Genomic DNA, 14,031 nt, shown 5'->3' with positions numbered 1-14,031 from the left:
ACCCCTAAGGATTCTCGAAGGAGGACCCCATGACTGACCGCTCAGACCCCCGGCTCCAAGACGAGAGCCGCCTCGACGCCGTCAAGCGCGCCGTCGAGGACGTCGCCCAGGACGCCCCCACGCTGGCCAAGATCGCCCTCGAGGCGATGATCCGTAAGCACAACCCGAACCTGTCCGGCACCGCCGAGTCCGCCGGCCGCGTGGGGATGCGCTCGGGCAAGGTCTCGGAGCTGACCGCCATCGCCCGCCTCAAGCCGGGCGGCGCCGAACGGCTGCAGCGGATCTTCGACCTGACCCGCGGCAACATGGACGGCGCCCAGCGCGTGTCCACGCTCCACGACATGCGCTTCGTCTTCTTCGACGACAACACCCGCATCCTCTTCGCCACGGCCTACGACGGCGACTGGGACGCGTACATCAACGACTTCGCCACCAAGATCCCCGAGCTGATGGACCTCCTCTTCCAGAACGTGGAGGGGTGGCCGGGCATCGACAGCCCGACCGTGAAGGACTTCATCGCCGACCACCAGATCACTGCCTCCGGGTGGTTCGTGGCGAACCCGCAGGTCACCGTGGTGGACACGCGCCGACTGCAGCGCACCGAGGACGCGGTGAACACCTTCCTGGACCAGATGGCCGGGCGCACCGACCTGGACGAGGACACGGCGGCCGCCCTGAAGCAGCTCACCGACGCGATCTCCACCCCCGAGGCGGTGGACTACTGAGATGGGCGTGCTCAAGGACCTGAAGGAACGTTTCGAGCGGGAGCGCGTCGAGCTGCACCTGGACGACATCCAGGGCCTGGTGTTGCGGGAGCGGCCCGAGCCCTACGTCGGCGCCCACGCCATGCTGACCGTGGAGGAGGCCGAAGGCGGCCGGGACTTCGTCCGTCGCCTGGCCGAGCACGTGACCTCCGCGCAGGACTGGGCCGACGACCTGCAGTCCTGGACCGGCGTGGCGATCAGCTTCGCCGGCCTGCGCGCCCTGGGGCTGCCCGAGGACCCCCTGGCCAGCTTCCCGCTGCCCTACCAGCAGGGGATGGCCGCCCGCGCCCAGCAGCTCATGGACACCGGGCCGAACGCCCCGGAGCACTGGGACGAGGCGTTCACCCAGGACGCCTGCCACATCGCGCTGACGATCTACGCGGCCGACGCCGACGCCCTGGACGCCGCCCTGGACCAGGCGCAGCAGGTGCTGGATCACTCCACCGGAGTGACCCTGGTGGCCACCCACCGGTTCGGGGTCGACGAGCTGAACAAGAACCCCTTCGGCTTCCGGGACTCCATCTCGCAGCCGACGGTGGCCGGCAGCGGGGTGCGGCCCCAGCCGGGCCAGGAGCGCTCCATCTCCGCCGGCGAGTTCATCCTGGGCGAGAACAGCGAGACCGGCTCCCCGCTGGCCGTGCCACAGCCGGACGTGCTGGGCCGCAACGGGACCTACGTGGTGCTGCGCAAGTTCGCCAGTCGGGTGGGCGCCTTCAACGAGTACCTCGCCTCGCAGAGCCCGGACCCGGAGGAGCAGCACCGGATCGCCGCGAAGATGTTCGGCCGGTGGCGCAGCGGCGCCCCGCTCGTGCTCTCCCCGGATCACGACGACGAGGCGCTGGGCAACGACCCGGAGCGGCGCAACGACTTCACCTTCGAGGACGACCCGAAGGGCCTGATGTGCCCGCACTCGAGCCACATGCGTCGCCTGAACCCGCGGGACAGCGACCTGTCGATCATGACGGACGTGAACATCAAGCGGATCATCCGGCGCTCCTCGACCTACGGTCCCGGGTGGTCGCCGGAGGTGACCTCGGCCGACGACGCGAAGGAGGACCGCGGGATCTACTTCATCTTCATCAGCGCCCGGGCCTTCGACACGATCGAGTTCATGCAGCAGGAGTGGATCAACGGCGGCAACTTCGTCGACCTCGGCTCCGAGCGGGATCCGATCGTCGGTCTGCACGAGGACGACCCGACGCAGGGACGGTTCACCATCCCCGCCGAGCCGGCCCGCAAGCGCATCAACGGCATCACCACCTTCAACCGGATGGCCGGAGGCGAGTACCTCTTCATGCCCTCGCTCCGCGCCCTGCGGTGGATCGGTGAGGCGGGCTGGACGTCGGACCAGTCGGACGCCGAGGCGTGATGCAGCCTCCGTCCCCGGGCGGCCCCGCGGGCGCCCCGCCGTGGCAGGTGGACCTGGACTGGCTGTGGGGCACCCCGCCGGGCAACGACGGCTCCCCCGCGACCCTGCGGCTGGACGTCGTCGGCCCCGGGGCGGCCCGGGCGGCCGCCGCGTGGCTGGGCTCCCTGCCCGGGGACGAGGACGGCGGCCGGGGCAGGGGCGGCTGGCGCGCCGACCCGGGCGAGCAGCCCGACGCGGACGACCACGCGGTCCTGTTGCTCACCTCGGCGGGTGAAGACGTGGCGGACGGGCTGGAGGACGCCGCCGACGATGCCCACGCGGCGCTGGCCGCCGTCGAGGGCCTCACCCTGCGGTGGACTCCTCTGCCCCGTGACCCGTCGCGTTGAGGCGCTCCGCCGCGTGAGTAGGCTGGAGTGATGGCGACGGTACTTCTCGTGCGGCACGGCCGCACCACGGCCAACGCGACCGGACTGCTGGCGGGCCGCACCCCCGGGGTCAGCCTGGACGATCACGGACGGGAGCAGGCGGCCCGCACCGCGGATCGGGTCGCGGCCGTGCCCGTGGCCGCGGTGGTGGCCAGTCCCCTGGAGCGGTGCGCGCAGACGGCCCGCGCCCTCCTCGATCGCCAGTCGGGGGCGGTGCCCTCCCTGGTCGACGACGACCTCACCGAGTGCGACTACGGCCAGTGGCAGGGGCGCGCGCTCAGCGACCTGGCCACCGAGCCCCTGTGGGCGACGGTGCAGACCCAGCCGTCCGCCGTCGTCTTCCCCGGCGGGGAGTCCATGGCGGGCATGCAGGCCCGCGCGGTGGCGGCGATCCGCCGGCACGACGCCGCGGTCGAGGCCGAGCACGGGCCCGGGGCGGTGTGGGTGGCGGTGAGCCACGGGGACGTCATCAAGTCGATCCTGGCCGACGCGCTAGGCACGCACCTGGATCTGTTCCAGCGGATCGAGGTGGGTCCCGCCTCCGTGTCCATCGTGAGCTACGGGCCGAGCCGACCGCGGGTCTGGGCCACCAATACCGACGCCGGGGACCTGTCCTGGCTCTCGAGCCTCGGCCCGTCCGACGACGCCCCGGTGGGCGGCGGCGCGGGCACCGGCCCCGGCGCGGTGGACGAGCAGACGCCTAGGATCGTGACATGACTGATGCACCTGCCCCCGCCCATGAGTTCGACTGGCCGGATCGAGTCGTGATCGGGACGCTCGGGCGTCCCGGAGCCCGCACGTTCTACCTGCAGGTGCGCACCGGGCCCCGGCTGGTGAGCCTGGCCCTGGAGAAGCAGCAGTCCGCCCTGATGGCGGAGATGATCGACGAGATCCTCGACGATCTGATGGCGCTGGACGGCAACCCGCACAGCGTCCCGGCCAGCACGCCCGTGGAACTCGTGGACAACGATCCGCTGGACCCGGTACAGGAGTGGTTCCGGGTGGGGGCCATCGGACTGGGCTGGGACCCCACGACCGCGCAGGTGCTCATCGACGCCCACCCGCTGACCGACGACGACGCCGACCCGGTGCTCGAGACGGACGCGGAAGCCGTGCGCGTGCGGATGCCCGTCGGCGCCGCCCGGGCGTTCGCCCGGCGCACCCGGGAGGTCGTGGACGCCGGGCGACCGATCTGCTCGGACTGCGGTCAGCCCATCGACCCCGACGGCCACGACTGCACTCTCCCCGACTCCTGATGAGCGCCGCGGACGTGCCCGCCGGCGAGCTGGTGGACGGGGAGCTGACGCTCACGGGCCGCATCACGACGGCGTCCAACGCCACGTTTCTCGGCGCGATCGGTGACACCCCGGTGGTCTACAAGCCGGTGGCGGGCGAGGCCCCGCTGTGGGACTTCCCCGCCGGAACCCTGGCCCGCCGCGAGGTGGCCGCGCACCTGGTGTCCGAAGCGCTGGGGTGGGAGATCGTGCCGCGCACGTGGTTGCGCGACGGCCCGTTCGGCGAGGGGATGGTGCAGCTCTGGCAGGAGCAGGATCCTGAGCAGGACGCCGTGGACCTGTTCCCGGCGGACGAGGTGCCGGCCGCGGGGTGGCTCACAATCCTGGAGGGCGAGGACGAGGAAGGGCGCAGGCTGGCCCTGGCCCACGAGAACTCAGCGGCGCTGCGCCGCATGGCGGTGTTCGACGTGATCGTCAACAACGCCGACCGCAAGGGCGCCCACATCCTCGCCATGCCCGGTGGTCACCGGTACGGGGTGGACCACGGGCTCACGTTCCATGTAGCGGGCAAGCTGCGCACCGTGCTGTGGGGGTGGCTGGGCGAGGCGCTGAGCGAGGAGGAGCGCGACGGCGTCGGCCGGGTTCTCGACGGGCTCGATGGTGAGCTGGGGCGGGGGCTGGCGGAGCTGCTCAGTGCCGAGGAAGTCGAAGCCCTTGCCGAACGCGGTGCCCGGTTGCTCGACGACGGGATCTTCCCTGCCCCGAGCGGCCGGACGCCGGCCGTGCCCTGGCCGCTCTTCTGACGGGCCTGAGGCGTCAGACAGGACTCGCTGATGCCGAAGTCCTTCGCGATCTGGTTCAACCGGGCGCCAGGTTCGCGTACCTGCACCAGCCCCGTGTTCTTGTTCGCTCGGGCAGGTGTACCGACGCGCCCCGCGACGCCTGACGGCTCAGGAGCGCACTTCCTGGGTTCGTGTGCCTCGGCGGCTGGCTTCGAGGGCTGAGGTGAGCGTTCGAGCGTCGTAGCTGCCCAGCAACCGTCGGCCGTCGACGAAGAACGTCGGGGTGGCGTGCGCCCCGCTTGCATCGGCGCTTTCGAGATCCCGCTCCACACGGGCACCTACGGCGGCACTGTCGAGGTCAGCCGTGAACTGGGCGACATCCAGGCCCAGCTCTTCGGCGTAGCGGATTAGATCTTCGCGCTCGAGCGCATCTTGCCGCGTGAAGACGAAGTCCAGCCACGGCCAGAACATCCCCTGATTCGATGCCGCCTCCGACGCTCGTGCGGCTAGGGGGCCGTGAGGGTGATGTGGCAGCTGGCGAACGACATACCGGAGATCGTCCCCGAACCGGCTGCGAAGGTCGTCCCAGGAACCCGTTGCGTGCGCGCAATACGCGCATTCGAAGTCGATGTACTCGACGAGCGTGAGCTGGGCGTCCTCGGGTCCGCGGATGTGGTCGACTTCAGGATCAACGGGTGGTGTGAGCACCATCGGCAGATCTGCCGTCTCCTCTCCCCAGCGTTTCGCAGCAACCCGGAAGATCAGCCAACCAAGCGCGGTCGCGAGCACCATCGCGACCAACACGCCGACGGTCGCTTGCCGGCCCAGGTCGGACGTCGAGCCGAACGCGAGGCCGATCACCAGGAGCGACACGGTGAACCCGATCCCCGAAAGCGCCGCGCCGCCGAACACGCTGCCCATCCCGACACCCTCGGGCAGCCGACCGGCTCCCAGCTTCACAGCGACGAAGGTGGCGAGACCGATGCCGAGAAGTTTGCCGAGCACGAGACCCACGATGACTCCCCACGTCACGGAGGACTGGAAGGAATCGACGAGCACGCCGCCGCGCAGGTCGACGCCGGCGTTCGCGAGCGCGAAGATCGGGACGATGACGAGCGCGGTGGGCATGCGCAAGACCTCGTGCATGCGTTCATTCACCGAGATGCCCTGCGCCAAGCCTCGATCGACTGCGCGGGCCGATGCCGCGCTCGGCGACTGCCAGAAGTCGCGGAACAGCTGACGAGCCTCGACCACTTGTTGCCGACGCGTCGGGTAGGCGGGGATGAGGAGTCCTGCGACCATGCCCGCGAGGGAGGCGTGGACTCCGGATTCCACGGTCGCGAACCAGAGCACAATGACAATCAGCACGTACGGTGTGGCGCTCCACTGCCGCGAACGACCCAGAAGCCACAGCCCGACGAGGCAGGCACCTGCGATCAGCAGCGGAACGAGCCGGATCTCGTCGCTGTAGACGATGCCGATGATGGAGACGGCGAGGAAGTCATCGACGACGGTGAGGGTGAGGAGGAACACCCGCAACTGGCCGGAGAGTTTCGGGCCGACGAGCGCGAGGGCACCCAACAGGAACGCGGTGTCGGTACCGACCACCGCGCCCCATCCACCGAGCCCCTCGCCGCCCGCGGCGGCCACGATCAGGATGTAGAAGACTGCGGGCAGTGCCACGCCGACGACGCCAGCGATCAACGCGAGACGCGCGCGGCTGGCGTCTCGGAGCGTCCCATGCGCGAACTCCTGCCGCACCTCGAGGCCAACGACGAGGAAGAAGGTCATCATGAGGCCGTCGTTGATCCAGTGGTGCAGGTTCATGTGCAGTCCGAACCCGCCGACATCGAACCCGATCTCGACATCCCACAGCCCGAAATAGGCCTCGGAGAGTGGCGAGTTCGCCCAGAGCAGGGCGACCGCTGTGACGACGACCAGGAGCACAGCCGAACCCGCCTCCGTGCGAATCGTTCGCCAACTCATGCGCCGTTCCATCTGCCCGCTCGTCATCCGGGAAGCATATCGGGACCCCAGGGCAGCGCCCGGCGGCGAGCCTTGTCGACCGTGCAGCGCGGTCGCAGGGACGGCGGGCGCACTCAGTCCACGAGCCCCGCCGCGGCACCGGCCGCGCGGTAATCCGCGGCGAGTGAGTCCAGGGTGGCGTGAGCGTTGAGCCCGCTGGGGTTCGGCGCAACGAACAGCCGCGTGCCCGGCCACGGCGTCTGCTGCTCCCCCAGCGCCGCCTTCGGGCGTCCGAACGCCTGCCGGTAGGCCGTCACCCCCAACACGGCGACGACGGCCGGCGCGTGCGCTGCCACGAGCGCGTCCAGGCGGGCGGGGGCGGCGGCGAGCTCCTCCGCGGTGAGCTCGTCGGCGCGGGCGGTGGCACGCGGGACGAGGTTGGAGATCCCGATGCCGCGGGCGTGCAGCTCGGCGAGGTCCTCGGCCTTGTAGCCGCCGGAGGCGTCGATCAGGTGCCGGGTGAGCCCGGCACGGTACAGGGCCGGGTAGAAGCGGTTGCCGCGGCGGGCGAAGTGCGCACCGGTGGCGGCGGTCCACAGGCCGGGGTTGATGCCGATGAACAGCAGCCGCAGCGGGTCCGGCAGCAGGTCGGGGACGGTGCGGTCGCGGAACTGCTGAAGCTCGGCCTGGGTGAAGCGCATGTCAGTAGTGATACCTCGCCTGGAGGATGATCAGGTCCTCGCCGTCGACGAGGTAGACGAGCCTGTGCTCCGCCGTGATGCGCCGCGACCACGCCCCGGCCGCGCGGCGGGCAATCGCGGCGGCGCTGGCCGGTGCCAGCGGCGGCCCGAACGGCCCGGACGGCTTCCGGGTCACCGGGCGGCGCCCGCCCCCGCCACCACGAGGTCGATGAGCCTGCGGAGCACCACATCGACGTCCTCGCCGTCGATCCGTCTCTGCCGGGAGCGGTTGAGCTCGGCCAGCACCCCGGCGACGATGAGGCGGGCGCCGGCCGCCGCAGCCGCACCGGGCTCCTCGCCGGCAGTGCCTGTGGCACCGTCCCGCGCCGCTCCGATCGCACCGGAAGCGTCGGCTCGGCCGTCCTGCAGGCGCGCGGCGATCTCCTCTTCGAGGCGATCGACGTGGTCGAGGACCCGCCGGCGATGCGGCATGTCCGCACCGAAGAGGATCTCGCGTGCGACCCACGTCGCAAGCTCGGACCAGCGCCACATTGCGGTGACGAGCGGCGAGATCAGCTCCGCGATCCGGTCCGCGGTCTCCCCGCCCGCCGTCGCGGCGCCGGGCGCGGCGAACGCAGAGAGCGAAGGAGTGGTCGTCGCGCGCTCGTGGGCTCCCCAGAGCGCATCGACGACCATCATGAGCAGCTCGACCTTCGTCGCCGCGTACTGGAAGACAGTGCCCTCGGCCACATCCGCCGCGCGCGCGACCTCGCTCATCGAGGTCCGCTCGAAACCGCGCTCCTCGAACAGCGCGCGCGCCGCGGCGAGGATGCGGGCGCGCTTCTCCGCCTTCGCCCGCTCGCGCCTGCCCAGCGTCGCCGAGGGCGCCAGCTCCGTGTCATCCCGAGTGTCCATGCGGCCATTGTAGTCGACTCAATTCTGAGTACACTCAATATCGCGGCCGGGTGATCGGCATCCGGCACGCGCCGGGAAGGATGGATCATGCAGTACACGGCAGGTAACTACGAGGCGTTCGCGCGTCCCCGCCCCGCACAGCACGCGCAGGAGACGAAGGCCTACATCGTCGGCAGCGGGCTGGCCGGGCTCGCGGCGGCCGTCTTCCTCATCCGCGACGCCGGGGTCCCCGGCGCCAACGTTACGATCCTCGAGAAGGGCGAGATCGCCGGCGGTGCGCTCGACGGCCTCGACGTCCCGGAGAAGGGCTTCGTCATCCGCGGCGGCCGGGAGCTGGAGAACCACATGGAGTGCCTGTGGGACATGATGCGCTCCATCCCCTCCCTGGAGCTCGAGGACGCCTCCGTGCTCGACGAGTTCTACTGGCTCAACAAGGACGACCCCAACTACTCGCTGCGCCGCGCCACCGTGCGCCGGGGCGAGGACGCCGGACACGAGGGCCGCTTCGACCTGCCGAAGCGGGCGCAGAAGGACCTGTTGAAGATCTTCCTCGCCGAGCGTGCGGAGATGGAGGGCAAGCGCATCGACGAGGTGATGGGCCGCGAGTTCCTCGACTCGCCGTTCTGGATGTACTGGCGGACGATGTTCGCCTTCGAGGAGTGGCACTCCGCGCTCGAGTTCAAGCTCTACCTCCACCGCTTCATCCATCACATCGGCGGGCTGCCGGACTTCACGGCGCTGAAGTTCACGAAGTACAACCAGTACGAGTCCTTCGTCCTGCCGCTCATGCACTACCTCACCGAGCACGGCGTCGTCTTCCGCTCCGGCACCGAGGTCCTCGATGTGGACTTCGCCCACCGCAACGGCGAGATCCGCGCCACCGCGATCCGCTGCCGCCGCGACGGCGCCGAGGAGACCATCGAGCTCGGCGAGCACGACCTCGCGCTCATGACGATCGGCTCGCTCGTGGACAACTCCGATGAGGGCGACCACCACACGCCCGCAGCCCTCAACGAGGGCCCGGCCCCGGCCTGGGACCTGTGGAAGCGCATCGCGAAGAAGGACCCGGCGTTCGGGCGCCCGGAGGTCTTCTGCTCCTCGATCGAGGAGACGAAGTGGGAATCGGCCACCGTCACGACGCTCGATGAGCGCATCCCCGCCTACATCGAGCGCATCGCCCAGCGCGATCCGTTCAGCGGCCGCGTGGTCACCGGCGGCATCGTCACCGCCGAGGACTCCTCCTGGCTGCTGAGCTGGACGGTCAATCGCCAGCCGCACTTCAAGAAGCAGCCGAAGGATCAGATCGTCGTCTGGGTCTACGGTCTGTTCGTTGACGTCGACGGCGACTACGTGAAGAAGCCCCTGGCGCAGTGCACCGGCGAGGAGATCACCCAGGAGTGGCTCTACCACCTGGGCGTGCCCGTGGAGGAGATCCCCGAGCTCGCGGCGACCGGCGCCCGGTGCGTGCCGGTCATGATGCCCTACGTGACGAGCTTCTTCATGCCCCGCCGCGCGGGTGACCGGCCGCAGGTCGTGCCGGAGGGGGCGGCGAACTTCGCGTTCCTCGGGCAGTTCGCGGAGACCGGCCGCGACACGATCTTCACGACCGAGTACTCGGTGCGCACCGGCATGGAGGCCGTCTACGAACTCCTCGACGTGGAGCGCGGCGTGCCGGAGACCTGGGGTTCCACGTACGATGTGCGCGACCTGCTCGAGGCATCGGCGCGCATGCGCGACGGCAAGAAGGTGGAGATGCCCGGCCCGGCCGCGCTGCGCGGCTACCTGCGCGGCAAGCTCGAGCACGGGGAGATCGGCCAGCTCCTCGAGGAGCACGGCCTCATCTGAGTCCCGCCCACCGCGGGTGCGCCTCGGGCCCCGGCCCGAGTCAACAACGTCATGCCCTCCTACACCTAGGAGATCCACGCGTGCAGAGCATCATCGTCATCCCAGACTCGTTCAAGGGGGCCCTCTCGTCGCGCGAGGCGGGCTCCGCGATCGCGACGGGTCTCGCCTCGGCCACCGACGCCGAGGTCCTCGTGGTGCCCATCGCCGACGGCGGGGAAGGCACCGTCGAGGCCTTCGTGGCTGCCGCAGGGGGCGCCTTGCGATCCGCGACCGTCTGCGGGGTGTTCTACGGCGAACGCGTGCCCGTCCACTACGGTCTGATCGACCCGGACGTGGCGGTGGTGGAGACAGCCTCATGTGCCGGGCTCCCGCTCGCCTCCGGACGCGAAGACACGGGACGGGCCACGACGTTCGGGGTCGGCGAGCAGATCCTCGACGCGGTGTCCGCTGGCGCGCGCAGAGTCGTCGTCGGGGCCGGCGGGAGCGCCACGACGGACGGCGGCACGGGCGCTGCCGCGGCCCTCGGCGTCCGGTTCCTCGACGTCGCGGGTGAGGAGTTCGTCCCGACCGGCGACACCCTCATCCGGATCGCGCGGATCGACTCCACCCCGGCACGAGACCGGCTCCGAGACGTCGACGTGGAGGTGATGTGTGACATCAGCAACCCCCTCACGGGATCGCAGGGTGCAGCCCACGTGTTCGGCCCCCAGAAGGGGGCGGATCCTGCATCAGTGGCGAGCCTGGACACCGGACTGGTCCATCTCGCGGGCATCGTCGAGCGAGACCTCGGGGTCGCGATCGATGCGCTCCCCGGTGCGGGAGCGGCGGGGGGTCTGGCCGGTGGCCTGCATGCCTTCATCGGGGCCACCTTGAAGCCGGGTATCGACGTCGTCCTCGAGACGGCGGGTTTCCACGACCTCGTGAAGACCGCTGACCTCGTCATCACCGGCGAGGGGCGCATCGACGGCCAGTCCTTGGCCGGGAAAGTGCCGATCGGCGTGGCCCAGGCCGTGCGCGCAGCAGGCCGTGCGATCCCGGTGATCGTCCTCGCCGGCTCCGTGGGACAGGACGCGGACATCCTCTACGACGAGGGCATCACCGCGATCGTGCCCATTGGCCGCGGCCCCCAGGACCTGGCAACAGCGATCCGTCGTACAGCAGAGGACCTGACCGCGACCGCCCGCGACATCGGGCGGCTGGTGATGGCCTGCTCCCCCGCCGGGCTCACACGGTGAAGAGGGTGAGGACGAGGGCGGGAATCGGCTGGTCCTGGCCCACGAGGACTCGGCGGGGCTGCGCCGCATGGCAGTGTTCGACGTGATCGTCAACAACGAACGCGACGGCGCGGGGCGCGTTCGTAAGGGACACGAGGGCGAGCTGGGGCGGGGCTAGCGGAGCAGCTCCGTAGCGACGGGATCGACGCCCCCACGGAACACTGCGCTCGGTTGCTCGACAACGGATGGTTTCCCGCTCCAAGCAGCCGGGCGTCGGCCGTGCCTTGGGCGTTGTTCTGAGGTGGAGAGGCCATAAGGGCGAGGGGTGGGGAAGATCGACCATCACCGCGTCCGACGCCAATCACGTGGCTCAAGCCGAGCCGACTCCCTTGCGGCGTTTCATATGTTCTTCACTAGTTCAGCCTTTAGACGGCCGGTAAAGCGGGCGATGTACCCGGCCACCGTCTCCCCCGGCACGCGCTCGTGCTCCTGCGGCAGCCAGCCGATGAAGGCGTCCGCCGGGGCGAGGGACACGGTGCCGGACTGCGGGGCGAGGTCCCCGCCGAGGATGCGCAGCAGCGTGGACTTGCCCGCGCCGTTGGCCCCACCCCGCGGACGACGCCCCCGGCGCGACCGTCAGGTCCAGCGACTTGAAGAGCTTGCGCAGGCCGCGCCCGGCACCAAGTCGGAAGCGATAAGAATGGCGGCCTTAAAAACGTCTCTGCCTTCGCGCGGGAGAGTGCATGCACAAACTAGACAGGTACCAACGAACAACGCCTTAAAATTGCAGACAGGAATAATGGCACCCAAAAGGCCGGATTCGATCAGGAACCGCGAGATTCGCTCCAATCAGGAACAGCATCTCCGGCACCAGCGAGAAACACGCGATACTATTGGCGCTTAGGGTCGAGACCAAATTCGAGGGCGCGAGCAATGGCCCTCAACTGACGCGCGACGGCCTGGACATCCCCTACGCGATACGTCTCGTGTTTTGGATCGGAAGAAGCCTCGACGGTACGCAGCACTCGAGAGTCGAGTGCATTCAGCCTGGAGACCACACCTACTAGTTCGTCCACGGTCGGCTCAAGATCCGACTTGCGCTCCACAAGAGATATATCTCGCGGGGAAAAAGGCTCATCATTCTCACTTTCGCTCCACAATCGAGCGACAACGAGGGAAATCAAATCCAACTGCCTTTTCCGACCGTCAATCAATTCAGTCAGCCGAGAGAACCCGTCACTAGAGTCAAACATTATCGAGGTCTCGACGGGCGTCAGGCCTAAATCCACGGCGGTTTCTAGAACGCCAGCCAGGTCATCTGCCGTAAGAAGTGCCCAGCCCCTCTTGGCACCAGTGGCACGAATGGTTTCCCCCGAAAACCCCGGGGCAACAATGGCAACGCGGTCTGCCGAGTGCTTCTCCTTATGAGACGCGATGGCCACATCACTCACATTGGTGTGAGAAATGGACCCACTTGCACTGGATTTTGCATCGATTATAGCCGTACATAGCTGACCATCTTCGTCATACCACTGAACCAGTACGTCAGTGTCACCAGAACCACTTATCCTCTGCGAACGAAATCCCAGAGCCCCGAACGCAGCCTCAATTGCATTTTCAAATGCCGCCCCAGAGGCGACACCCTCCGCAAACGGATCGACCGCATATCGACGCAAGTGCTGTGCGATCAAAAGAGATTCAGAATTACTATCCGTGATTCCTTCCGCAGAATCGTCTTCAAGCCCAGCGAAGGATGACTGACTTGCCGGATTGAGCGGTTCATCGGCGTTCGGGGGAGCAAGGGGAAGAGAAGCTGCGAAGGCCTTGCCGAGGGCCGTTGATGCAATGGTCGACCAGCTAATGTCGACAATCAGGCCAGCCTCAACCAGGAAATTGAGGATCCATCGAACCTTGTCTCGGTTCATGCCGTACTGGGACCCCTGGGCATATACTTCTGATCGCAGAGCTTCAGGGGCTGCCACCCTTAAAATCTCGCCGACATACCTCATGTGCGCGTGAATGATCCGGACATAGTCCAAATCAGAACCCGTCTCCAGCCAGGCACGGGCGGCAGGTGTCGCCGAGTACACACCACGACGAATTTCCTGGATAAGACCAGCGGCGCGCATGAAAGGCATCATTGACTCGACACTGCTTCGTTTCAGCCCGAAGGTATCAGCGATAAATGAGAGAAGATCCTCTTTCTCTATCGGCTCAGCCGTAGCCTCGATACATATACGCATGTTCGCAATCTTATTCGGGCTAGACGCCGGGCTCGGAACCCAAATGTTGTATGTGTTTCGCGATTCATGGGCCCGCGGATCTCGAGTGAGTTTATCCAGTAAAGCCTCGATCGACGCGGGCGCGGGAGGAATGTTTGCCACGGCGGGTTCTTCCTCGCGCAACTGGATTGCCTCGGGGGTGACCAGCTCCCAGCGGGCGAGTGCATCAATGCCTTCTCCGGTCACTTGCAACTTATTTCCGCTGAGCCATTCAACATATCCAAGGACTTCGAGCCAGGTCATACGCGTACGTGTATTCGCTACGGTTTTCCACGTACTGAGGCTATAGGACTGGACAAGATGCTCGTTAATCTCATTGATAGTCTTGGGGCCTTCAGAGAGGACCGCCAGGGCTTCTGCGAACAGTCTAATTCTATTAGCAAATTGATCTGCGAGCCGGTCTCGAGACGGGTCCCTTGAAAACTTTTGTCCAGCCGGCGAAAGCGAAATCAGCCCGTCCTGGATGCTGACGAATCCCATGGACCGAAGTCCCGACAAGTACTCACGCCACGTGCGTCCTGCTGTATCTTCTTGCAATGAGGGAGCGCTGTCTTG

12 protein-coding genes and 2 pseudogenes are annotated in these 14,031 nt (G+C 68.0%); 8 read left to right on the top strand and 6 right to left on the bottom strand.

The window, feature by feature from the left end:
- Positions 1-29 precede the first annotated feature (29 nt).
- The 6 genes from KW076_RS05995 to KW076_RS05970 are packed head-to-tail and all read left to right on the top strand — an operon-like array spanning position 30 to position 4,596.
- Complete coding sequence (locus tag KW076_RS05995) at positions 30-725, top strand: hypothetical protein (protein WP_224356668.1); 696 nt, start codon at positions 30-32, stop codon at positions 723-725.
- Between the two features lies 1 nt (position 726).
- The gene (locus tag KW076_RS05990) at positions 727-2,133 is read left to right on the top strand and encodes a Dyp-type peroxidase (RefSeq protein ID WP_224356667.1); all 1,407 of its coding nucleotides are present in this window, start codon (positions 727-729) and stop codon (positions 2,131-2,133) included.
- On the top strand, positions 2,130-2,519 hold the full coding sequence (locus KW076_RS05985) for a hypothetical protein (RefSeq protein WP_224356666.1): 390 nt from the start codon (positions 2,130-2,132) through the stop codon (positions 2,517-2,519). Before KW076_RS05990 ends, KW076_RS05985 begins: the two co-directional genes overlap by 4 nt.
- A 30-nt stretch (positions 2,520-2,549) precedes the next feature.
- Complete coding sequence (locus KW076_RS05980) at positions 2,550-3,275, top strand: histidine phosphatase family protein (RefSeq protein ID WP_224356665.1); 726 nt, start codon at positions 2,550-2,552, stop codon at positions 3,273-3,275.
- Positions 3,272-3,814, top strand: coding sequence for a DUF3090 domain-containing protein (locus KW076_RS05975; RefSeq protein WP_224356664.1), 543 nt, complete (start codon positions 3,272-3,274; stop codon positions 3,812-3,814). The genes KW076_RS05980 and KW076_RS05975 overlap by 4 nt, the downstream gene beginning before the upstream one ends.
- Positions 3,814-4,596 (top strand): SCO1664 family protein, encoded by a 783-nt coding sequence (locus KW076_RS05970; RefSeq protein WP_224356663.1) that lies wholly within the window; start codon positions 3,814-3,816, stop codon positions 4,594-4,596. The genes KW076_RS05975 and KW076_RS05970 overlap by 1 nt, the downstream gene beginning before the upstream one ends.
- Before the next feature lie 147 nt (positions 4,597-4,743).
- Here KW076_RS05970 and nhaA read toward each other — a convergent pair whose 3' ends face one another.
- From nhaA to KW076_RS05950, 4 genes and pseudogenes are all read right to left on the bottom strand, one after another.
- Complete coding sequence (gene nhaA / locus KW076_RS05965) at positions 4,744-6,588, bottom strand: Na+/H+ antiporter NhaA (protein ID WP_224356662.1); 1,845 nt, start codon at positions 6,586-6,588, stop codon at positions 4,744-4,746.
- An 86-nt stretch (positions 6,589-6,674) separates the two neighbouring features.
- A complete protein-coding gene (locus KW076_RS05960) occupies positions 6,675-7,241 on the bottom strand; it encodes a mismatch-specific DNA-glycosylase (protein ID WP_224356661.1) in 567 nt (188 codons plus the stop codon).
- 1 nt (position 7,242) lies between these two features.
- Positions 7,243-7,344 (bottom strand): annotated as a pseudogene (locus tag KW076_RS05955) (type II toxin-antitoxin system YoeB family toxin); the annotation flags it as partial.
- 68 nt (positions 7,345-7,412) lie between these two features.
- On the bottom strand, positions 7,413-8,135 hold the full coding sequence (locus tag KW076_RS05950) for a TetR/AcrR family transcriptional regulator (protein ID WP_224356660.1): 723 nt from the start codon (positions 8,133-8,135) through the stop codon (positions 7,413-7,415).
- An 87-nt stretch (positions 8,136-8,222) separates the two neighbouring features.
- On the opposite strand from KW076_RS05950, the gene KW076_RS05945 reads away from it, so the two are divergent.
- Positions 8,223-9,980: an oleate hydratase gene (locus KW076_RS05945; RefSeq protein WP_224356659.1), complete on the top strand. Its 1,758-nt coding sequence runs from the start codon at positions 8,223-8,225 to the stop codon at positions 9,978-9,980.
- 80 nt (positions 9,981-10,060) lie between these two features.
- Complete coding sequence (locus KW076_RS05940; RefSeq protein WP_224356658.1) at positions 10,061-11,215, top strand: glycerate kinase family protein; 1,155 nt, start codon at positions 10,061-10,063, stop codon at positions 11,213-11,215.
- A gap of 399 nt (positions 11,216-11,614) precedes the next feature.
- On the opposite strand, the pseudogene KW076_RS05935 reads toward KW076_RS05940, so the two are convergent.
- A pseudogene (locus KW076_RS05935) lies at positions 11,615-11,861 on the bottom strand (ATP-binding cassette domain-containing protein); the annotation flags it as partial.
- Between the two features lie 223 nt (positions 11,862-12,084).
- Positions 12,085-13,956 (bottom strand): restriction endonuclease, encoded by a 1,872-nt coding sequence (locus tag KW076_RS05930; RefSeq protein ID WP_224356657.1) that lies wholly within the window; start codon positions 13,954-13,956, stop codon positions 12,085-12,087.
- Between the last annotated feature and the right edge of the window lie 75 nt (positions 13,957-14,031).

This window comes from Micrococcus porci (assembly GCF_020097155.1).
Lineage (GTDB): Bacteria > Actinomycetota > Actinomycetes > Actinomycetales > Micrococcaceae > Micrococcus > Micrococcus porci.
The sequence above is the reverse complement of the archived record's forward strand: the minus strand, read 5'-3'. Positions and strand labels throughout refer to the sequence as shown.